This is a genomic window from Cryptosporangium arvum DSM 44712 (genome assembly GCF_000585375.1).
GTDB classification, from domain to species: Bacteria; Actinomycetota; Actinomycetes; order Mycobacteriales; family Cryptosporangiaceae; genus Cryptosporangium; species Cryptosporangium arvum.
Map to the genome: position 1 here is coordinate 7,929,506 of NZ_KK073874.1, position 20,088 is coordinate 7,949,593.

Annotated in this window: 21 protein-coding genes and 2 pseudogenes; 11 read left to right on the forward strand and 12 right to left on the reverse strand. The window is 69.9% G+C overall.

Features of this window, described 5'->3' with window-relative positions; all coding sequences use genetic code 11:
• Nucleotides 1-72 precede the first annotated feature (72 nt).
• Entirely contained in the window at nt 73-624 is a 552-nt protein-coding gene (locus CRYAR_RS44085; RefSeq protein ID WP_051571391.1) for a DUF2269 family protein, read from the forward strand.
• On the opposite strand, the gene CRYAR_RS36120 is transcribed toward CRYAR_RS44085, so the two are convergent.
• Genes CRYAR_RS36120 through yczE form a run of 3 tightly spaced genes read right to left on the reverse strand, consistent with a single transcriptional unit; the run spans nt 599 to nt 3,738 of the window.
• On the reverse strand, nt 599-1,933 hold the full coding sequence (locus CRYAR_RS36120; protein ID WP_035857698.1) for an amidase: 1,335 nt from the start codon (nt 1,931-1,933) through the stop codon (nt 599-601). The two genes, CRYAR_RS44085 and CRYAR_RS36120, sit on opposite strands and share 26 nt — an antisense overlap.
• On the reverse strand, nt 1,930-3,069 hold the full coding sequence (locus CRYAR_RS36125) for a cystathionine gamma-synthase (RefSeq protein WP_035857699.1): 1,140 nt from the start codon (nt 3,067-3,069) through the stop codon (nt 1,930-1,932). Before CRYAR_RS36125 ends, CRYAR_RS36120 begins: the two co-directional genes overlap by 4 nt.
• A 9-nt stretch (nt 3,070-3,078) precedes the next feature.
• Nucleotides 3,079-3,738 carry a membrane protein YczE gene (gene yczE, locus CRYAR_RS36130; RefSeq protein ID WP_035857700.1) on the reverse strand — a complete coding sequence of 220 codons (660 nt, stop codon included), beginning with the start codon at nt 3,736-3,738 and terminating at the stop codon, nt 3,079-3,081.
• A gap of 61 nt (nt 3,739-3,799) precedes the next feature.
• On the opposite strand from yczE, the gene yczR reads away from it, so the two are divergent.
• From yczR to CRYAR_RS51045, 5 genes and pseudogenes are all read left to right on the forward strand, one after another.
• The gene (gene yczR / locus CRYAR_RS36135) at nt 3,800-5,212 is read left to right on the forward strand and encodes a MocR-like transcription factor YczR (RefSeq protein WP_035857701.1); all 1,413 of its coding nucleotides are present in this window, start codon (nt 3,800-3,802) and stop codon (nt 5,210-5,212) included.
• 90 nt (nt 5,213-5,302) lie between these two features.
• Entirely contained in the window at nt 5,303-5,998 is a 696-nt protein-coding gene (gene msrA / locus CRYAR_RS36140) for a peptide-methionine (S)-S-oxide reductase MsrA (protein WP_035857702.1), read from the forward strand.
• 170 nt (nt 5,999-6,168) lie between these two features.
• On the forward strand, nt 6,169-6,480 hold the full coding sequence (locus tag CRYAR_RS36145; protein ID WP_035857703.1) for a type II toxin-antitoxin system Phd/YefM family antitoxin: 312 nt from the start codon (nt 6,169-6,171) through the stop codon (nt 6,478-6,480).
• 7 nt (nt 6,481-6,487) lie between these two features.
• On the forward strand, nt 6,488-7,012 hold the full coding sequence (locus CRYAR_RS36150; protein WP_035857704.1) for a type II toxin-antitoxin system mRNA interferase toxin, RelE/StbE family: 525 nt from the start codon (nt 6,488-6,490) through the stop codon (nt 7,010-7,012).
• A 29-nt stretch (nt 7,013-7,041) separates the two neighbouring features.
• Nucleotides 7,042-7,185: pseudogene (locus CRYAR_RS51045) on the forward strand (peptide-methionine (S)-S-oxide reductase MsrA); the annotation flags it as partial.
• 65 nt (nt 7,186-7,250) lie between these two features.
• Here the strand turns inward: CRYAR_RS51045 and CRYAR_RS36155 are convergent.
• The gene (locus CRYAR_RS36155; RefSeq protein WP_051571392.1) at nt 7,251-7,460 is read right to left on the reverse strand and encodes a hypothetical protein; all 210 of its coding nucleotides are present in this window, start codon (nt 7,458-7,460) and stop codon (nt 7,251-7,253) included.
• A gap of 1,703 nt (nt 7,461-9,163) precedes the next feature.
• Between CRYAR_RS36155 and CRYAR_RS36160 the strand changes: the two genes are divergently transcribed.
• Both CRYAR_RS36160 and CRYAR_RS51050 read left to right on the forward strand, forming a co-directional pair.
• Nucleotides 9,164-11,284: an MMPL family transporter gene (locus CRYAR_RS36160; protein ID WP_051571393.1), complete on the forward strand. Its 2,121-nt coding sequence runs from the start codon at nt 9,164-9,166 to the stop codon at nt 11,282-11,284.
• Between the two features lie 24 nt (nt 11,285-11,308).
• A pseudogene (locus CRYAR_RS51050) lies at nt 11,309-11,452 on the forward strand (peptide-methionine (S)-S-oxide reductase MsrA); the annotation flags it as partial.
• A 28-nt stretch (nt 11,453-11,480) separates the two neighbouring features.
• Here CRYAR_RS51050 and CRYAR_RS46375 read toward each other — a convergent pair.
• From CRYAR_RS46375 to sigJ, 4 genes are all read right to left on the reverse strand, one after another.
• Nucleotides 11,481-12,352 (reverse strand): IS5 family transposase gene (locus CRYAR_RS46375; RefSeq protein ID WP_425389380.1). Its coding sequence is split into 2 segments (ribosomal slippage): nt 11,481-12,002 and nt 12,005-12,352, totalling 870 coding nucleotides; the frame shifts between segments, so codons are not numbered across the junction.
• 50 nt (nt 12,353-12,402) lie between these two features.
• Nucleotides 12,403-13,285 (reverse strand): IS5 family transposase gene (locus tag CRYAR_RS46380; protein WP_425389381.1). Its coding sequence is split into 2 segments (ribosomal slippage): nt 12,403-12,889 and nt 12,888-13,285, totalling 885 coding nucleotides; the frame shifts between segments, so codons are not numbered across the junction.
• A 143-nt stretch (nt 13,286-13,428) separates the two neighbouring features.
• Nucleotides 13,429-14,160 (reverse strand): CPBP family intramembrane glutamic endopeptidase, encoded by a 732-nt coding sequence (locus tag CRYAR_RS44090; protein ID WP_051571395.1) that lies wholly within the window; start codon nt 14,158-14,160, stop codon nt 13,429-13,431.
• Between the two features lie 210 nt (nt 14,161-14,370).
• Nucleotides 14,371-15,240 carry an RNA polymerase sigma factor SigJ gene (gene sigJ / locus CRYAR_RS36185; RefSeq protein ID WP_035857705.1) on the reverse strand — a complete coding sequence of 290 codons (870 nt, stop codon included), beginning with the start codon at nt 15,238-15,240 and terminating at the stop codon, nt 14,371-14,373.
• A gap of 34 nt (nt 15,241-15,274) precedes the next feature.
• Here sigJ and CRYAR_RS36190 point away from each other — a divergent pair, with 34 nt between their 5' ends.
• Complete coding sequence (locus tag CRYAR_RS36190) at nt 15,275-16,429, forward strand: FAD-dependent oxidoreductase (protein WP_035857706.1); 1,155 nt, start codon at nt 15,275-15,277, stop codon at nt 16,427-16,429.
• Here the strand turns inward: CRYAR_RS36190 and CRYAR_RS36195 are convergent.
• From CRYAR_RS36195 to CRYAR_RS36205, 3 genes are all read right to left on the reverse strand, one after another.
• Complete coding sequence (locus CRYAR_RS36195) at nt 16,394-17,149, reverse strand: DinB family protein (protein ID WP_035857707.1); 756 nt, start codon at nt 17,147-17,149, stop codon at nt 16,394-16,396. The two genes, CRYAR_RS36190 and CRYAR_RS36195, sit on opposite strands and share 36 nt — an antisense overlap.
• 158 nt (nt 17,150-17,307) lie before the next feature.
• Entirely contained in the window at nt 17,308-17,607 is a 300-nt protein-coding gene (locus tag CRYAR_RS36200; RefSeq protein ID WP_035857708.1) for an ArsR/SmtB family transcription factor, read from the reverse strand.
• Nucleotides 17,608-17,623: 16 nt separating this feature from the next.
• On the reverse strand, nt 17,624-18,466 hold the full coding sequence (locus CRYAR_RS36205) for an SDR family NAD(P)-dependent oxidoreductase (protein WP_035857709.1): 843 nt from the start codon (nt 18,464-18,466) through the stop codon (nt 17,624-17,626).
• Between the two features lie 53 nt (nt 18,467-18,519).
• On the opposite strand from CRYAR_RS36205, the gene CRYAR_RS36210 reads away from it, so the two are divergent.
• The gene (locus CRYAR_RS36210; RefSeq protein WP_035857710.1) at nt 18,520-19,095 is read left to right on the forward strand and encodes a TetR/AcrR family transcriptional regulator; all 576 of its coding nucleotides are present in this window, start codon (nt 18,520-18,522) and stop codon (nt 19,093-19,095) included.
• A 10-nt stretch (nt 19,096-19,105) separates the two neighbouring features.
• Here CRYAR_RS36210 and CRYAR_RS36215 read toward each other — a convergent pair whose 3' ends face one another.
• The gene (locus tag CRYAR_RS36215) at nt 19,106-19,573 is read right to left on the reverse strand and encodes a hypothetical protein (protein WP_035857711.1); all 468 of its coding nucleotides are present in this window, start codon (nt 19,571-19,573) and stop codon (nt 19,106-19,108) included.
• A 104-nt stretch (nt 19,574-19,677) separates the two neighbouring features.
• Here CRYAR_RS36215 and CRYAR_RS36220 point away from each other — a divergent pair, with 104 nt between their 5' ends.
• Complete coding sequence (locus tag CRYAR_RS36220) at nt 19,678-19,944, forward strand: YciI family protein (protein WP_035857712.1); 267 nt, start codon at nt 19,678-19,680, stop codon at nt 19,942-19,944.
• The last annotated feature ends 144 nt before the right edge of the window (nt 19,945-20,088 follow it).

A 20,088-nucleotide genomic window follows, 5' to 3' on the forward strand; every position in this document is an offset into this window, starting at 1 on the left:
TCCTTCGTGAGCGTCGTTCACAGTAATGGCGCCGGACGCATCGTGTCCCACACACCGGGGTAGAACTGTGCCATGACGAAGTTCGTGTTGACGCTGCACGTGCTCTCGGCCGTGTTCCTCATCGGACCGATGGCGATCGCTCCGATGATGGGGATGCGAGCCATCCGGAAGCACGACGCGCGCGGCGTCCACGAAGCCGCCCGCACCACGACGCTCTACACGCTGCTGTCGCTCGTCGTCGCGGCGCTGGGCTTCGTGCTGATCGGCGTCAGCAACGGTCGTTGGTCGTTCGGCGACGCCTGGGTCACGATCTCGATCACGCTGTACGTGATCGCGCTGCTGCTCGGCATCGGCGTGGTCGCGCCGGGGCTGACCGGCGCCGCGCGGCTGCTCGACGCGTCAACGCCGCTCCCCGCGACGCCGGTGACGCCGATGACGCCGGTGACCGAGTCCGACACCGCGGTGGAGACTCCGGAACCGGCGGGCACCGACACCGCGACGATCGACGTCGAGACCCGCCGGAAGGTCGACGCCGCCTACGGGCGGGTCGCGGCCTCCAGCGGCATCGTCGCGCTGCTGCTCATCATCATCGTGATCTTCATGGTCGTGCGACCGTTCCGGTGACGCCCTCCGGGTGCCGCGCCCAGGACAGCTGAGCGGCAGCGCCCAGCAGCAGGCCTTCGCTCCCCGGTGGCCCGACCAGCTGAACCGACGCCGGGACGCCGTCCGCACGCACCCCGGCGGGTACCGCGAGCGCCGGGAACCCGGCGAGGTTCCACATCCCCGGGTACGGGGCCAGCCGCGTGGACATCTGCGCGTTCGGCCACCAGGGCTTCGCCGACCACGCCTCGGCCCGCGCCGGCGCCGTGGCCAGCACCGGCATCACCAGCAGGTCGACGTCGTCGAAGAACGCCAACGCCTGGTCGCGCCACCGGTCGCGCTTGCGCTGGTCGGCCAGACCGGCGCGGAGCGCGGCGCGGCCGGCTGCGACGTGCGTGCGGGTGCGGGGCTGGAGCTTCGACTCGTCGAGGTTGGCCGGAAGCTCCGCGGCGACCGCGCCGGTCCAGAAGGCACCGGCGAGGGTCTGGAGGCTCACCGGAATCTTCGGGTTACGTGCGAACGTGGAGTGGCCGGCCAGCGCGAACGCCCGGCCGACGCGGTGCAGGCCGTCGCGGGTCTCCCGGTCCGGCTGGGCGAACACCACCGGGGAACGGGAGGAGATCGCGATCCGCAGCGTCTTCTGCCGGGGCGTGATCTCCCGGCCCGCCATCACGCTGAGGCCGAGCGCCACGTCGTCGACCGTGGTGGCCAGGACACCGTGCTCGGACAGGCCCAGCCAGCCTTCCCCGTCGGCGTGCGGCGTGACCCCGGCGCCGGGCTTGAGGCCGAGGACGCCGCAGCACGCGGCCGGGATGCGGATCGAGCCCATGCCGTCGCTGCCGTGGGCGAGCGGAACCATGCCCGATGCCACCGCCGCACCGGCGCCGCCGGAGGAGCCGCCGGCGCTGTAGCTCGGGTTCCACGGGCTGCGCGCGACACCATCGGGGTCGTCGCTGGTGGGGAAGATGCAGAGTTCGGGCACCCGGGTGAGGCCGACGACCACCGCGCCGGCCGCACGCCAGCGCTGGACCAGCGGGTGGTCCGCTGTCGCCGGGGCGGCCGAGGTCGCGAGCGAGCCGTCCTTTCGGACTTCGCCGGTGACCTCGACGTGGTCCTTGATCGCGACCGGTACGCCGGCCAGCGGGCCCTGGTCTCTCCGCTCGTCGACGGCGTCGGCTTCGGCCAGCGCCTCGGCTCGCCGGACGCGCCGGAACGCGCCGTACTTCGGGTCGACCCGCTCGATGTGCTCCAGGTGCTGCTGGACCAGTTCGCGCGCCGTCGTGCGTCCTTCGCGGACCGCGGCGGCCATCTCGGTGGCGGTCGCTCCGATCATGCGAGTGCCTGGAGGAGGTCCCCGATCAGGTCATCGACGTTCTCGATGCCGACCGACAGGCGGACCAGGTCGTCGGGCACCTCCAGCGGCGAACCGGCCACGCTCTGGTGCGTCATCCGGCCGGGGTGCTCGATCAGCGACTCGACCCCGCCGAGCGACTCGGCCAGCGTGAAGAGCTGCGTCTTCGCGACGACCTCGAGCGCGGTCTCGACGCCGCCGTGCAGGCGGATACCGACCATGCCCCCGAACCGGCGCATCTGCTTGGCGGCCGTCTCGTGGCCGGGGTGCTCGGGCAGGCCCGGGTAGAGCACGCTCTTCACCGCGGCGTGGCTGGCCAGCACCTCGACGATGCGCTCGGCGTTGTCGGAGTGCCGGTCCATGCGCACGCCGAGCGTCTTGATACCGCGCAGCGTCAGCCAGGAGTCGAACGGGCCGGCGACCGCGCCGACCGCGTTCTGGTGGTAGCCGATCTTCTCGGCCAGCTCGGCGTCCTTGACCACGACGGCACCGCCGACGACGTCGGAGTGGCCGCCCATGTACTTGGTCGTGGAGTGCACGACCACGTCCGCCCCGAGCGCGAGCGGCTGCTGCAGGTAGGGCGACGCGAACGTGTTGTCGACGACGAGCAGCGCGCCCGCCTCGTGCGCGATGCCCGCCAGCGCGGCGATGTCGGCGATGCCGAGCAGCGGGTTCGTCGGCGTCTCGCACCAGAGCACCGCGGTCTCCGGGCGGAGCGCGGAGCGCACGGCGTCCAGATCCGACAGGTCGACCGAGGTGTGGCTGATGCCCCAGTTGGAGAGCACCCCGGCGATGAGGCGGTAGCTGCCGCCGTACGCGTCGCCGGGCATGAGCACGTGCGCGCCGGGCCGGGTGACGCTACGCAGCAGCGTGTCCTCGGCCGCGAGCCCGGACGCGAACGCGAAGCCCTTCAGCCCACCCTCCAGCGCGGCCAGGCACTCCTCCAGCGTCTGGCGCGTGGGGTTGCCGCTGCGGGCGTACTCGAAGCCGCCGCGCAGGCCGCCGACGCCGTCCTGCTTGAACGTGGACGACAGGTGGAGCGGCGGAACGACCGCGCCGGTGCTGGGATCGGGGTCCTGACCGGCGTGGATGGCGAGCGTCTCGAAGGCGTGGGTCATGTTCTGATGCTAGGCCGCTGCGGGGAGTTGGCCGTCGTCGGATGATCCGGCTGTGGACAACGTCGCGCCGCTGGGGACCGTGAGCAACGGCAGGGTCAGGTGCACGACGGGGCCGATGCTGACCGCGTAGAGCACGGTGCCGATGCCCACCGTGCCGCCGAGCAGCCAGCCGATGCCCAGCACGGCGACCTCGATCCCGGTGCGGATGATGCGGATCGATCCGCCGGTCTTCGCGACCAGACCGGTCATGAGGCCGTCCCGCGGACCGGGGCCGAGCCCCGCGCCGATGTAGCAGCCTCCGGCGATGCCGTTGAGCACGATCGCCGCGATCATGAACGTCCACCGGCCGGGCAGCCACGTCATCGTGGGGAGCAACCACAGGCTCGCGTCGACCGCCAAGCCGATCACGACGACGTTGCTGAGCGTGCCGAGCCCCGGCCGTTGCCGCAGGGGGATCCAGAGCAACAGCACGGCCGCGCCGACGACGATCGTCACGGTGCCGAACGACCAGGGGACGTGGGACGCGATGCCCTGGTGGAACACGTCCCAGGGGTCGAGGCCGAGATCCGCGCGGATCATCAGGGCCATCGAGAAGCCGTAGAGCGCGAGCCCGACGTAGAGCTGAACGAGGCGGCGAACCCGGCGATCGGGCGGTAGGAGACTGTTCACGGGCTCTACGGTTACCCCTATTGGCCTTCTATCCAATAGCCAATTTTGGGATAGTGGACTGGTGACGACCGACCGCAGAGTCAACGGCACACATCTGGTCCGCCTCCTGGGTGATTGGCGGACCGGGCCGCTGCCGACCGCGTACGCCGGGCTGGCCAGCCGTCTGCGCCTGTTGATCCTGGACGGCCGGGTGCCGCTGCACACCCGGATTCCCGCGGAGCGGGAACTCGCCGACGCCCTCGGGGTGTCGCGCACCACCGTCGCGGCGGCGTACGAGCGGCTCCGTTCGGACGGGTTCCTGGTCAGCCGTCGCGGCTCGGGCACGTGGACCCATCTCCCTCCGGCCGGCGTTTCGGCCGCCGGCCCGGTCGCGACGCTGGGGGAAGGCCTGCTGGACCTGGCGCACGCCGCGGCGCCCGCACCGGAGGAGTACCTGCACGCGGCGGCCGAGTCCGCGGTCACTCAGCTGGCCCGCTTCCTGCCGACGCACGGCTACGACCCGCTCGGGTTGGCCGAGCTGCGGAGCGCGATCGCCGAGCGGTACACCGCACGCGGCGCGCGGACGACCCCGGACCAGATCCTGGTGACCGGCGGGGCGCACCACGCGTTCGCGCTGGCCCTGCGCGCGCTGACGTCGCCGGGCGACCGGATCGTCGTCGAGCACCCGACGTACCCGAACGCGCTGGAAGCCATCCGCTGGGCCGGGTGCCGCCCGGTGCCGGTGCCGTTCGGGCCGGACGGCTGGGACCTGGAGATGCTGGACGCGACGATCCGGCACTCCACGCCGCGGGTCGTCTACCTGGTGCCCGACTTTCAGAACCCGACCGGTTTCTACATGTCCGCCGCGGACCGCGCCGCGGTGGTGGAGATGGCCGTGCGGTCCGGGACCACGCTGGTGCTCGACGAGACCGTGGCCGAGGTCTGGCTGGACCACTCGCCGGTGACGCCGGTGGGCCTGGACTCGGTGGTGACCACCGGTTCGACGAGCAAGTCGTTCTGGGGCGGGCTGCGCGTCGGCTGGCTGCGTGCCACCCCGGCCATGGTGCGGCGGGTGGGCGCGGCCCGCGCGTCGATGGATCTCTCCAGCCCGATCCTGGAGCAGCTGATGGCGGCCGCGCTGGTTCCGCGGACCGCGGAGGTCATGGAGGTACGGCGCTCCTGGCTCCGGGACGCGCGGGCCCGGCTGCGGTCCCGGCTCGCGGTCCAGCTGCCCACCTGGCGGTTGAACGCGCCGACCGGCGGGCTGGCGTTCTGGGTCGACCTCGGCGCGCCGGTCTCCTCGTCGCTCGCGATCGCGGCCGAACGGCACGGGGTGGCCCTGGCCGCCGGGCCACGGTTCGGGCTCGACGGCGCGTTCGAGCGCTACGTCCGCCTGCCCTACACGCTCGAGCCGTCGTCGTCGGACGAGGCGGTCGACCGGCTGGCGTCGGCGTTCCGCTCGGTGGAGGATCTACCGTTGCGGGGCGTGACCTGAGTTCTCCGCCGGAACACCGGGCCGGGTTACGGTGTTGAGCTGGACGTGGGCCGGGCCGCCCGGTTCACTTCAATCGCAGGAGGCGAAACCATGCTGTTCGGCCGCAGCAAGTCCGAGCTGATCGCCGCGGAGAACGCACTCCCCGGCCGGGCGCAGCCGCTGCCGGTCGCCGCCCGCCACACCGTCCTCGACACCCCCCTGACCGGCCCCTGGCCGGAGGGCTACGAGACCGCCGTCTTCGGAATGGGCTGTTTCTGGGGTGCCGAGCGCATCTTCTGGCGGATTCCCGGCGTCTACTCCACCTCGGTCGGCTACGCGGGCGGATACACGCCCAACGCGACGTACGAGGAGGTCTGCTCGGGCCTGACCGGGCACGCCGAGGTCGTTCTCGTCGTCTACGACCCCGCCAAGGTCTCGTACGAGACGCTGCTCAAGGCGTTCTGGGAGAACCACGACCCGACGCAGGGCATGCGGCAGGGCAACGACCGAGGCACCCAGTACCGCTCGGCGATCTACACCACGACCGACGCACAGGCCGCCACCGCGAAGGCGAGCCTGGAGGCCTTCCAGCCGGTAGCGACGGCGGGCGGCTTCGGCACGATCACCACCGAGATCGCCCCGCTCGGCGACTACTTCTACGCCGAGGACTACCACCAGCAGTATTTGTCGCCGTCGAAGAACCCGAACGGGTACTGCAACCACGGGCCGAACGGGCTGTCGTGCCCGATCGGGATCGGCAACGTGCCGGCCCAAACCTCGGTAGAGGTTCCCGGCGCCACGCACTGACACTTCGCATGACGAGGGGCGGTCCGGCGTCACGCCGGGCCGCTTAGTTTGCGTGAGTCGTCCGCGTATCCGCTAGCCATTTCTGAGCCCTGTTCACTGGCGCGGTGATCCTCGAACGCCCCCTCGCTTCGCCCTCGGCCAACCTGTACATCTCTCTGTATAGTTTGGCTATGGCGCTGCTTCATGATCCGCATCAAGTAAGCGTGACCGAGGCCGCTCAGCGCGGCGTCGCAGGTCTGGTCGCCGAGGCCGAAGCCGGCGCGGACGTGGTCGTGACGCGACGGCATCAGCCGGTGGCCGTCCTCGTGAGTTTCCAGCGGCTCGAGCAGATCGACACGGTGCTCTCCGACCTGCACGACCTGGCGCTTGTCCTCGCCCGCTCCGCGACCGACACCGGCCACCGCACATCGATCGACGACGTGCTCACCGCCTTCGGCCATACCCGTGAATCGCTGGCAGCCTCCGGGGACGACGAGCACTGACGACCCGATGGCCGACATCATTTTCACCGACGACGCGCTCGATGACCTTCGCCGGATCGGCCCCGACGCCGTCCCGAAGGTGCTCAGAAAGATCCTGCTGCTGGCAGACGACGCGGAAGCCGGCTACCCCCTCGGCGGGGACCTGACCGGATTCCGGAAACTGGTCGTCGGTCGGAACACCTGGCGAGTCGTCTACCGCGTCACAGCCGACAAGACGATCGAAATCTGCGAGATCTGGGCGATCGGCGCCCGCGCCGACGCAGAGGTGTACCGCGAAGCCACGACTCGTCTTCAACGCGCGTCGGAAGCGAAGCCCCACCTCGTCCCGCTCGTGCAGGTTGTCGACAAGCTGGGCAAGGTCGCCAACGAGCTCATCCTGGAGCAGTCACCATCGCGGGAGCCGGTGCCGGACTGGCTGGCAGCACGTTTGATCCACACCGTCGGGCTGCCCCGTGAAGAGGTGGCCGCGCTCGACCTCCAACAGGCTGTCGACCTATGGACGGAACACATGTCCCGCCCGCAAGGGTCCTGAAGAGCATCTGGCGAAATGCACATCGCTGAGACGACTACCACCAGCAGTACCTCTCGGACGCCAAGAACCCGAACGGCTACTGCAACCACGGCCCCAACGGGCTCAGCTGCCCCATTGGTATCGGGAACGTGCCGGCTCAGACCTCCGTCGAGGTCCCGGGCGCAGCGCACTGACGCGGTGAGGCACTAGCACCGAGCGCGACACGGGCGGTCTGGCTACCCAGCCGGGCTGCCCGTACTCAATCCGGAAGCAACCTGAGGCGCTGACCCTTCGGCAGATGGCGCGGCGCCACCACGCTGAAGTCGCGCCGGTCGAGCGCTGCGACCTCGCGAAGGTCCAGGCGCTCGGCAAGCGCGACGACGCAAGCGTCCACCGCTTGTAAGCGGAGGGATGCATAGGTGCTGAGAAGCTCCGACATTCGCCGGTAGCCGTAGGGCGAGACCTCCACGACTCGCAACCGTCCTCGGCGATCGCGGCGCAAAGTCAGCCGCCAGCCCTTGACTCCCCCGCCGTCGCGGATCGGCCAGCTCCGTCACCGCGAGCGACGGGACGACGAGCCTCGTCCAGTTCTCGACGAGGAAGCGAGAGCATCGCTCGTGGTTGTCGTCGCCTCATTGAGGGCCGCGACCAGCGGCCCCGTATCGCAGAGGATCACGCCGAGGCCGCTCCGCCAGCCTGCTGCTCCTGCGGATACGCCAGATACTTGTCGTGGTTCTGCGCAAGATCTGCAGGGCCACGCAGCGAACCCACCAGCCGGGCAAGATGCCGGGGCAAGATTCGCCGCTTCGCGGACTCCTCGTCGTCCTACTCCCGCGAGTCTGGTTGGTCTGCCATACGTGGAGTGTAAGCGCCGGTCATCACGTTCCCAGCTGCCGAACTTCGACCTGTGGACAACCTGCTCGCTCACGGTGCCGTACTCGTGTACCCGCATCAATCACGCGACGAAGCTAGATGCACGAGCCCGCTACCTCCATGCCGCGGGGAGCGCACCTGAGCCCTTCGGCATCGGCCCCGACCGACGTCCCTCTAAATTTCGCCGGTGCCGCATAGTCGCAGCCTGTCAACGTATGCCGAGTCGACGCGGCCCGGTCTCTTACCCGTCGCCCAACGGGGCTCAACTGCCCGATCGGGATCGGGAACGTCCCGGCTCAGACCTCGGTAGAGGTCCCGGGCGCAGCACACTGACGGTCTAGCACTTCACCCAGCGGCGGGCGGTCCGGATACGGGCCGCCCGTTCGCTGTCCACAGGATGTTTCGGCGGCTGGCTTCGCCCGGCACTCCGCGCCTAACCTGGTTCGCACGAGCGCCGAACGAGATGAGCTTCGCCGCCTCGTCGAAGAGATACCCGAAGAAGTCGGCGCGGCGCTCGCCGATCTGCGCCGCCGTTTGCGCCCAGTTAGCAACCGTCCCTGGCCGCCGGCTTTTTCGGTGCCGGAACGTCGCGCCGACCTGGCGTCACCCGCCGAGTTGACAAAATCCTAGCCGAGGGCTTCGGCCGCTCGTGATCATCTGCGACACCGGCCCGCTTGTGGCCGCTGCACTCTCCGACGATCCCGACCATCGTTCCTGTACTGAACTCCTCACCGGCATGCGTCTCGCCGGTCGTCGGCTGCTCGGCCCGCGATAGTCGTCGCCGAGGTCGGATGTCTCCTTGTGCGAGAGTCCGGACCTCGCCGTCCAAGATCCCGCACGGGTACTGCAACCACGAGTTGGACGGGCTGCCGTGTTCGATCGGCATCGGCGCCATGCCGGCACGCGACCTCGATCGCCGGCAGGAGGTCCGATCAGCGCGGACGGGGCGGCGGCCGTTGCCTGCAGTGAGGTCGCCCAAAAGAGCGACTTTGCGCCGTCGACGGCCAACTGTCGCGGGGACCCCGAGCGATGCTTCCGAGTCCTCATCAGGAACTGGACCAGACTGGTCGTTCCGTCGCTCGGTGAGGATTTCCACAGTAACAAGGGTGTGGGTTGCTGAACGAACTCGGCGGCAATCCGCATGACCCGGAGACAACCGGACGAAATAGCGTCCTTTCGCGCGCAACTCAACTGCGGTGATGACGGCGAAAGGTAAGCACAGCGGTGGGCAGGAAAAGCCTGACAGCACGGGTAGCCCTCTGGAGCGCACGGCATTCATGGACGGCGATCGCACTCTGGATGGCGTTCGTCGCACTCGCGGTCGTGGTGGGGCACACCGTCGGCACGAATACGCTGCGGGACGACGAGACCGGCGTCGGGGAATCCGGACTCGTCAGCCGGATCGTGGCTTCCGGGAATTTTCCCGAGAAACCTGAGGAGAACATCCTCGTCACCGCCCGAAACGGTCCGCTCAATGCGGAGGTCGCACGCGCGGCGGTCAGCGACCTGACCGAAGGAATGCGGTCGCTTCCGCAGACGGAATCGGTCGGCGAGCCCATTGCATCGGCCGATCGACAAGCCGTGCTCGTTCCGGTGGTGATGACCGGAGACACGGAGACCGCTGACCAACGCGTCGATCCGCTTTTGTCGGTCAGCGCACGGGTGGAGGCAGACCACCCCTCTCTCCGCATCGAGCAGGTCGGTACCGGATCCACGGCGAAGGGACTGACCGAGACACTGGGTGAGGACTTCGCTCGGGCCGAATTCGTGAGCGTTCCGCTGACACTGTTGATCCTGCTCGCGGTCTTCGGTGCACTCGTCGCGGCCAGCGTGCCGGTTGTCGTCGCGCTCACCTCGGTCGGCGCAGCGATCGGCCTGTCCTCGCTGGCTTCCCAAGTGCTTCCCGCGACCAGTGTCGTGAGCAGCGTCATCCTTCTGATGGGGATGGCGGTCGGCGTCGATTACTCGCTCTTCTATCTCTCGCGCCAGCGGGAGGAGCTACGGAACGGCGCATCGCGTCCAGATGCCGTTCGAATCGCTGCCGAAACGTCGGGGCATACGGTCGTGGTCTCGGGTGTCACTGTGATCGTCGCGATGGCCGGGCTCTACCTCGCCGGTCAGGCGACGTTCACTTCGCTGGCCACTGGTTCGATCATCGTGGTGGCCGTCGCGGTGCTCGCTTCACTCACGGTGGTACCTGCCCTACTCGCGACGCTGGGCGGATCGGTCGATCGGCTCCGGGTACCGGTGCTTTGGCGACTGTCCGCGCGAGCGGGTGAGCCCCGTATCTGGCCGCGACTGCTTCTACCGTCGCTGCGCCACCCCGCGGTGACGTTGGTCTTGTCGGTCGGACTACTGCTTCTGCTCGCTGCCCCTGCACTGAGCATGAAACTGAAGCAGCCGGGCGCGGACGATCTGCCGCGGGACATCCCGGCGGTGCAGGCGTTGGATCACCTGAGCGAAGCGTTTCCGAGCGAGGGCACGACGCACGTGGTGGCCGTTCGTGCGCCCGCCGGCGAGGCGCCGGACGTCCGTGCCGGTCTGCTGCTTCTGGCAGAGCGAGTCCGGGCCAACGGCTTGTTCGCCCATGATCGTGAGCCCGATCTCGAGGCCTCCGGCGACGATCGTGTGCACGTACTCACAGTGGGCACGCCGTTCGGCTCACGGAGTGAGCAAGCGGCCACGTCGCTGCGGTTACTGCGCTCCTGGCTACCGGAGGTGCTCGCAGGAACGACGGATGTCGAACTCGGAGTCGGAGGGAAAGTCGGGCAGAGCCTCGACTTCACCGATCACTTGGAGCAGCGTGCGCCGTGGGTGTTCGGATTTGTACTGACGCTGACTTTTCTCGCGATGTTCTGGGCTTTTCGCTCGCCCGCGATCGCCCTCACCGCCGTGGTCCTGAACCTGCTGTCGGCCGCCGCGGCATTCGGAGTGCTGGTCGGCGTGTTCCAGTACTCCTGGGCCGAATCGGCCTTGGACTTTTACTCGTCAGGTGCAGTCGTGTCCTGGCTCCCGCTTTTCCTCTTCGCCGTTCTGTTCGGACTGTCGATGGACTACCACGTGTTCGTGGTCGGCCGGATTAGAGAAGCTGCCGCTGCGCAACTGCCGCTCCGAGCCGCGATCGCTCAGGGAATCACCCGATCCGCGGGAGTCGTCACCAGCGCCGCGGTCGTGATGGTCGGTGTGTTCTCGATTTTCGGAACGCTCAGCCTGATCGAGTTCAAGCAACTCGGCGTCGGACTGGCCGCCGCGATCCTGATCGACGCCGTCGTGATCCGGGTGCTCGTGCTCCCGGCCGCGATGGCACTGCTCGGACCATGGAATTGGTGGCCAGGACGCCTTTCCGCCGTTGCGGTGGGTCGCGGACCCGCACTCGGCGACGAGGTTACCCAGACGCTGCCGATTCGGCTTCCGCGCTGACCCACCGAATATGCACGCGGCCGGGACGACTTTCACCAGCAGTACCTCTCGGACGCCAAGAACCCGAACGGCTACTGCAACCACGGCCCGAACGGGCTCTCGTGCCCCATCGGGATCGGCAACATGCCCGCGCAGACCTCCATCGAGGCCCCGGGCGCCGCGCACTGACGCGGCTAGGGCCTGTTTGAAAAGCTGGTCACCGTAGCCATTCGTTGATCGCGGCGATGTGCAGCGTCGTGAGAAAGCGGACGGCGAGTTTGTCGTAGCGAGTCGCGACCGCCCGGTAGCGCTTGAGGCGGTTGATCCCGCACTCGACCGCGTGGCGCTGCTTGTAGGTCTCGGCGTTGAACGTCGGTGGGCGGCCGCCGGCGCTGCCGCGACGTCGGCGGTGGGCCAACCGGTCGGCTGGTTCGGGGATGGTGGCGCGGATTCCGCGTCGGCGCAGGTAGACGCGGTTGGCGCGGGATCCGTAGGCCTTATCGGCTAGGACCCGCGCCGGCCGTGTCCTGGGCCTGCCGACTCGACCGGGGACACCGATCGCGTCGATCACCGGCTGGAACTGCGGCGCGTCTCCGGCCTGCCCGGCGGTGACCAGCAGCGACAGCGGACGCTGTCCGCCCTCGGCCGCGAGATGGATCTTGGTGCTCAACCCGCCGCGTGACCGTCCCAGACCATGGTCGTTGGGCTCTGCGGTGCACCCTCCCGGCGGTTGTTTCTGATCGACCCCCTTTTACGGGCGCCCGCGGCGTGCTGGTGAGCCCGGACCACGGTGGAGTCGACGGACACGTCCCAGGTGATCAGCCCCCGGGCCTGGGCGCGGGACTGCAGATCGGACACGATGCGCGCCCAGGTCCCGTCCCGCTGCCAGTCCCGGAACAGCGCATACGCGGTCTCCCACGGCCCATACCGTTCGGGCAGGTCCCGCCACGGCGCCCCGGTCCTCACCCGCCACCGGATCCCATCAATGACCTGCCGCCGCGAACGCGGCGGCCGACCACCCGGCTTAGCCGACGGCAACACCGCCGACAAGACTTCCCACTCCGCATTCGTCAGATCACCACGAGCCACGCATCACCCAACGAACGAAGCGCTTTTCAAACACGCCCTAGGGCCTGTCCTCAAAGCCAGAGGGTGAGGGTGGCGAGGTCGATCATGGCTTGGTACGACAGTGCGGTCTTGTCGTAGCGGGTGGCGATCGCGCGGAATTGTTTGAGCCGGTTGAAGCAGCGCTCGACGACGTTGCGGCGGCGGTAGGCGACCGCGTCGAAGGCTGGAGGTCTGCCGCCGGTTCGGCCGCGGCGTCGGCGGTGGGCCTGTTGATCGGCGCGTTCGGGGATCGTGGTGGGGATCGGCCGTCGGCGCAGGTAGGCGCGGATCGCGCGGCTGGAGTAGCCCTTGTCGGCAAGGATGCGGGCCGGGCGGGTCGCGGTGCGGCCCGGACCCGGCCGGGGAAACGACACGCCGGTAATGACGTCTTCGAACACGGTGCAGTCGTTGACGTTCCCGCCGGTCAGCATCACCGTGAGCGGCCGGCCGTGGCCGTCGCAGGCCAGATGCAGCTTCGTGGAGGGCCCGCCGCGGGAACGGCCGATGGCATGATCACCTGGCTCGGTCTGCCCGCCGTCCGGCCGGCAGGCCCCCCGCGCCCGGCGCCTGCGCCCGGCGAGCACCGGCCGCATGCTGATGAGCGCGCACGATGCTGGAATCGACCGACACCTCGCGATCCAATTCATCGATCGCCTCGGCGATCACTCGCACCTGCCTCACCAGCAGCGTCAACGTGCCGTTACGAGACCACCGCCAGAATCGGTTGTAGACCGTCTTCCACGGCCCATACCGCTCCGGCAGACCCCGCCACGCAACACCGGTCTTGGCTTTGAACAACATCCCGTTGATCACCCGCCGGTCATCCACCCGCGGCCGACCCGCAGCACCCGACCTCGGAAGTAACGCCGCGATCGCCTGCCACTGCTCATCAGTCAACTCATGCCGACGCACCACGAACCAGCATCCAACCAGCTACGCACCGCGCTCAGCAGCACCCACTCTGAGGACAGGCCCTAGCGGCGGGGACAGGGCTAGCGGCGGGCTGCGAGGTCAGGGGCGGCGAGGTCAGGGCGGGCGGCGGGCGGACCGCCCGCGTTTCACCGAGGTCGGTGGCGCCACCACACGGCGACCGCTCCCGCGGTGACCAGCAACAGGAGAAGCCTCAGCCACAATCCGCCGCTGCCCGGAACCGGCACGAGTTCATCAGTGAGGTTCCAGGCGGCGTGCATCACGATCGCCGCCAGGACACCACCGCGCAGGCGTTCGGTCACGAACAGCATGAGGTAGGTGAGTGGGAGGAGCGAAAGGAAGAACACCAAGCCGTACTGGGTGAACAAGCCGTCGTCGTGCTGGCCGGTGCCGGGCACGAAGAACAGCGGGACGTGCCACAGGCCCCAGGCGGCTCCCAGCACCACAGTGGTCACGACCCGGCCGTGGAGCTGACGCAGGCGCGGCTGCACGTAGCCCCGCCAGCCGAACTCCTCCGCCACCGGACCGGCGAGCAATGTGTACACCAGCGCGATCACCGGACCACCGATGTCGGCGACCACCGGACCGGCGTGATCCGGGATCGCCGACAAGTCGTTCAGGTTCAGCAGGATCGCCGCCCCCACCGGCGCTATCCCGCCCAGCAACACCGCCGCTACGGGCGCGCCGAACGACAAGCGCGAGCGCGGACCAGGACGCACCTCTCTCCGGCGCCGCAACCACATGACCAGCGCGGCCAGCGAAGGGCCACTCGCCGCGAGGCCGAACACCAGCAGACCGAGACCCTCGTCGAGGTCCACCCCCTGCACACCCAGGAGCACCCACGGAACCCAGGTCAGCACCAGACACACGGCCGTGAATTCCAGTAAGCGCCGTCGGATCACGGTGCGTTCGACAAGATGGTGAGGGGCTGGTTCCGTCACCACATGCGACTCGGTCATTGAAGCCCACCTTCCCGGCAACGCGGGCGGAGGGTTCCACCGCGCACAGCGAGTCTGGGCGGTGCCGGGCTGCTCGCGCGTCACCCTGAACGGGTAGGCGCCGGCAATACTTCAGAGCGACCGGTCGGTCCCCAGCTTCGCTGGGTTCACGACGAGGTTCAGCTCGACGATTCGGCCCTCCGCGAGCTCCACGCCGAGGACGCCGAGCTCCACGCCGAGGACGCCGAGTTCCGCGTCGTCCGAAGAAAGACGGAAGCCGAGGCCGCCCGCTACCGGAACCGGTAGCAGCCGGACGCCGGCGTACCGGCGGAGCAGCCCGGAGACCAGAGCCTGCACCCGCGCCGGGCCGTGCACCGGCACCCGCGCGGCGGGCACCGTGCCACCGCCGTCCGAGCGGAACACCACTCGCGGATCGAGCAGACCGACGAGTTCGGACAGGTCACCGTCGACGCTGGCCGCGGCGAACGCGTCGAGCACCCGCTGATGCTCCGCCCGTGACACCGAGGTCCGCGCCGGTGCGCCCGCGCGTACCCGCCGGCGTGCCCGCGACGCGAGTTGCCGGCACGCCTCCGGGGTGCGGCCGACGACCGCCGCGAGCCGCTCGAAGTCCATGCCGAACGCGTCGTGGAGCACGAACGCCACCCGCTCGGCCGGTGACAGCGTCTCGAGCACCAGCAGCACGGCGGTGCGCACCGAATCGCGCAGCGCGACGGCGTCGCCGAGGTCGGTGTCGTCGTAGCCGACGAGTGGGTCGGGCAGCCAGGTGCCCACGTAGTTCTCCCGGCGCGCGCGGGCCGACCCGAGCATGTCCAGACAGATCCGGGAGACGACGGTGGTGAGCCAGGCACGCGGGTTGTCCGGTGCGGCCTTCTGCAGCCGCACGTACGCCTCCTGCACGGCGTCCTCGGCGTCGGCGGCGCTGCCCAGCAACCGGTACGCGACGGCGAACAGGTACCGACGGTCCTCCGGCCACCCGTCCATGTCACGCGATTGTGCCCTACGTCGTCGCCTGGTCATGGAGACCATCACTGTCGTCGGTGGCGGGTTCGCGGGGCTCGTCGCCGCCATCACCAGCGCGGAAGCCGGCGCTCGCGTCCGGCTGCTGGAAGCCCACCGGACGCTCGGCGGGAGGGCCCGCGCCACCGCTCCGCCGTACGTCGCGCACGACGGACCGCACGTGCTCTACGGCGACGGGCCGTGGTGGCGCTGGCTCGCGCACCGCGACCTGATCGGCGCGCACACCGCGATGCCGCTGCGCGGGCTGGCCGGTTTCCGGTTCCGTCACGGAGGCCGGCTACGTCGGACGCCTCCCGCCGCGTTACTGCCGATTCTGACGCGACGACGACGCCGGTCGCCGGTCGACCAGGACTTCCGCACCTGGATGCGCGAACAGCACGGCGACGCGGTCGCGGCGGCGGCGTCGATGCTGATGGGGGTGGCCACGTTCGACGCCGACCCCGGGCGTCTGTCGGCCGCGTTCGTCTGGCCGCGCCTGCGACGGGTCACCGCGCCGATTCCGGCCGCCCGGTACGTGCTCGGTGGCTGGAACGGGCTCGTCGACCGGCTCGCCGACCACGCCCGCGCGCTCGGCGTCACGATCGAGACCGGCGCCAGGGTGACCGAGCTTCCCGCTCCCCCCGTCGTCGTCGCGACCTCGCTGGACGCGGCGTCCACACTGCTCGGTGCGCCGCTGCTGCCACGCGTCGAGAGCGGACGAACGCTGCTGTTCGACGTGGCGGTGCGCGTCGCGCGACGCGAGCCGTTCGTCGTCTCCGACCTCGACCAGGCCGGGTGGCTGGAGCGGTACACGCTGCCCGACCCCGGCCTGGCGCCGCGCGGCGAGTCCCTGTTCCAAGCTCAGCTCCCGCTGCACCACGACGAAACGAAGGCCGACGGAACGGTGCGCCTTCAGGCCTTCGTGGACGACGCCCTGCCGGGTTGGCGGGAGCGGGTCACCTGGCAGCGGGACGCGATCGCGAACCGTCGCACCGGCGCCCTCGATCTGCCCGGCCACACCTGGCGCGACCGCCCGGCCATCGACCGCGGCGACGGCGTTTTCCTGGCGGGTGACCAGGTGGCCGCGCCCGGCCTTCTCAGCGAGGTGTCCTACGCCAGCGGGGTGGCGGCAGCCGAGCTAGCCCTCGGCCGGCCCGCCGGCGTCGCCTGGTGACGGCTGGGCCTCGACCAGGTCCAGGTCTCGGACGCAGAAGTTGTGGTGTTCGAAGGTCTCGTTGAGCACCGTGCGCAGGCACTGGCGCACCGAGCGGCCTCGGGCGTAGGGCGGCCAGACGTCGTCGTCGGGTATCGGGGCCGGCGCGTCGAGCTGCGCCGGGGTGACCTCGTCGAGCCAGGCCTCGACCTCGGCGGCCTGGGCGTCACGCACGCTCACGATCTCGTCGAAGCCTGGATCGGCCGCGAGGTCGAGCCCGTGCGCTCCGTGGTAGGGCTCGACGGTCGTGCCGAGGCCCATCGGCGTGAACAGGTCGGTCGAGCCCAGGCAGCAGCGGCGGAACCACGAGTCGTGGACGAAGACCAGGTGGCGCATCGTCTCGGCCGCCGACCACTCGTCGTTCACGCTGCGGCGCTCGATGCCCGGCGTGCGGCCGATCCGCTCGACCGTGGCGGCCCAGCCGGAGCGGAGCCGACGCGCGGCCTCACGCAGATCGGCCGGGTCGTCCGAGCGGATCAGCACCCGCACCGGATGACGCCGGTCGAGCTCGGCCTCGACGTACCCGGTGACCTCGACTCCGTTCACCACGAGGTTGTCCACGAGCCCGTCGATCACGGCATCCTGCATGACGACGCCGATCAGGCGAGCCTCGGTCAGGTCGCACTCGCGGAACTCCGCACCACGCAGGTCTTCGTCGACGTACCGCGTCATGCTCCGCATGGTAGGACCGGCAGCAACCGGGTCTCCAGGGCCCTCAACCCGCCAGGTGATCGATGAGGCGGCCGAAGATCCGGCTGCGCCAACCACCGTCCATGATCGCGCGGGCGAGCTGCTGGTGGGCGTCGTCCGGATCGAAACCGCGACGTGGATGGCGTCGTTCATGGGCTTTGCTCCTCCAGGTAGGTGCGCAGGCCGGTGAGCTTCGACCGCCAGAACCGCTCGTACGGGGCGAGCCAGCTCTGCAGCTCGCGCAGCGGGTCGGGGGTCACCGCGTAGATCCGGTGGCGGCCCTGCCTGCTCTCGGTGACCAGCTCGGCGTCCAGCAGGACTTTGAGATGTTCGGAGACGCTGGGCCGGGCCATGTCGAAGTGCTCGGCGATCTCCTGGACCGGCCGCGGGCCGTCGAGGAGCAGATCGAGCACGTCCCGGCGAGTGGGGTTCGCCAACGCGGCGAACACCGAACGCTGGCGGCCCTCAGGAGAAGTGCGGACGCAGGTCGGCGGCCAGAACCCGGTCGAGGACACGATCGGGGAGGGCGCGGGACAGCCGGCTCATCAGGGCGGCGTCGCGGCCGATCGTGTAGCGGGTGCGTGGCCTGCGCTCGGTCACGGCTTTGGCGACGATCTTCGCGGCGTCCTCCGCCGACTTGCCGGCCTTCGTGAAGGCGGCCGAGTGGGACACGATCGCACGCACCAGGGGGCCGTAGCGTTCGCGCTGCTCGGGCGTCATGTCCGCGGCCAGCCGGTTCGCGACGGCCGTGCCCCGGCTATTCATCTCCGTCCGGACGCCGCCGGGCTCCACGACGACGACCTCCACTCCGTGCGGTGCCAGCTCCCGGCGCAGCGCGTCGCTCACCGCCTCCAGAGCGAACTTCGTTCCGGCGTAGGCGCCGTAGGTGGGCAGGGCGAGCTTCCCGCCGATCGAGCTGATGTTGACGACCCGGCCGTTGCCGCGCAGAAGGGCGGGCAGCAGCGCCTGGGTCACGGCGATGTGGCCGAACAGGTTGACCTCGAACTGGTGGCGCCATTCGTCCAGCGGAAGGGCTTCAACCGGTGCGTTCACGGCGATGCCGGCGTTGTTGACCAGGGCCTTGACCGGGGCCTCGCCGACACGGGCGGCCAGCGACCCGATCTGCACCGGATCGGTGATGTCCAGGATCACCGGCTCGACGTTCCGGCCCTCGACGTTCGGCGCGTCTTGTTCGCGCCGAACGCCGGCGAGCACGTGATAGCCCCGGCCGGCCAGCGCGCGCACGGTGGCGGCGCCGATTCCGGTGGAGGCGCCCGTTACGACAGCAATTTCAGATGACGTTGTCACCCGAACTACGGTAGGCCGGTTGAGTTGACGCTGTCAACAGTAGAATCGACGTCATGGTCAGCCGTGAGGAGTCCGCCGCCTCCACCCGCCGTGCGCTGCTCGACGCCGCCGCGGCGCTGCTCGGTGCCGGCGGCGTCGAGGCGGTCACGTTGCGCGAGGTAGGCGCGCGGGCCGGGGTGAGTCGCGGAGCGCCGTACCGGCACTTCGCCGACAAGGAGAGCCTGCTCACCGCGATCGCGAGCGAGGCGTGGGAGCGGGTGGGGACGGACGTGTCCGTGTTGCGCACGTCGCCGGAGCTCTCGGCGTCGGAGAAGCTGCGTGCCGCGCTCAGCGGGCTGATCGCGGTCGGCCGCGAGCAGCCTCACCTGTACCGCCTGATGTTCACCCAGCCCAGCGGCGATCCGACCGCGGTGGTCCGGGCGGCGGGGCGCAGCCAGGACGAGTTCCTGGCGATCGTCGCCGAGCTGGTCGGGGAGCAGGATGCCCGCCGTTACGGCGCGCTGCTGATGGCGAGCGTGCACGGCGTCACCAGCATGGAGGTCAGCGGCCACCTGACGAAAGAGAAGTGGGGCACGTCCGCCGAGGAACTCATCGAGATGCTCGTCGGGATGGTGGCGGCCGAGCGCTAGATGGCCTGCGCTAGGTGCTTTGCGCTCGGTAGATGGCGGCCTGGTCGCGGTCGGCGGATGCCTGGCGGCGGTCCCGGACGGCCGCGGCCCGATCGTCGGCCGCGGCCTCCCGGTCGTCGGCCGCCGCGCTCCGATCACGCGTCGCCTGACGTCGCGCCTCGCGGAGTTCGTGCAGTTCCTGGCGGATCATGACGCGGTCCTGGGCGTTCCGGTCCCGGTCAGCGGTGGCCGATTGCTGCTCGACGTCTTGCGCGCCCTCGGCGGCGATCCGGTCGCGTTCGGCCGCGGCCGCCAGCAGGCCCTCGATGTGGCGCGCGGCGTCCATCCGGGTCAGCTCACGCCCCACAGCTACCTCGTCACGGTTGGTCGCGGCCTCGTCGCGGGCGGAGGCATTCGCGTCACGCTGATCGGCGGCCGAGTCACGATCGCTGGCGGCTCGGTCGCTGGTGTCGGCCTGGGTGTCTCGTCGGTACCTCATCGCGCACTGTCCTTCGTGAAACGACGGGCGCCCATCGTAAAGGGGTCGGAGGGTGTACGGCACACGGTGGCCGATGCGCCCGCCCCCGTGGGCCGGGGTGGCGGGTGTCCTCGCCCCACGTCGTCACCGACATGACCGACGCGGAACAGGCGGTGATGGCGGAGCACACCGAGTACTGGAAAGGCCTGCTGGCCGACGGGGTCGCGGTGTGCTTCGGCGCGGTACTGGATCCGGCCGGCCCGTACGGTTTGGCCGTGGTGGAGGTCGTCGATCACGCTCAGATCGAACGAATCGCCGCCGACGACCCGGCTGTCCGCGCCGGACTGACCGCCGAGGCCCACCCGATGCCCGGTGGCTTCGTCCGCGCTTGACGCTCGCGCCTCCGGGGCGCGACGAGCGGGTCTTCTCGGGGGCATGAACGGGACGTCGAGGATCGACTGGGCCGAGGCCGATGACGGCAACGGAGGAGCCGCGGACCGACGCCCACACCCGGCGCCGTGATCACGCGCGCGGCG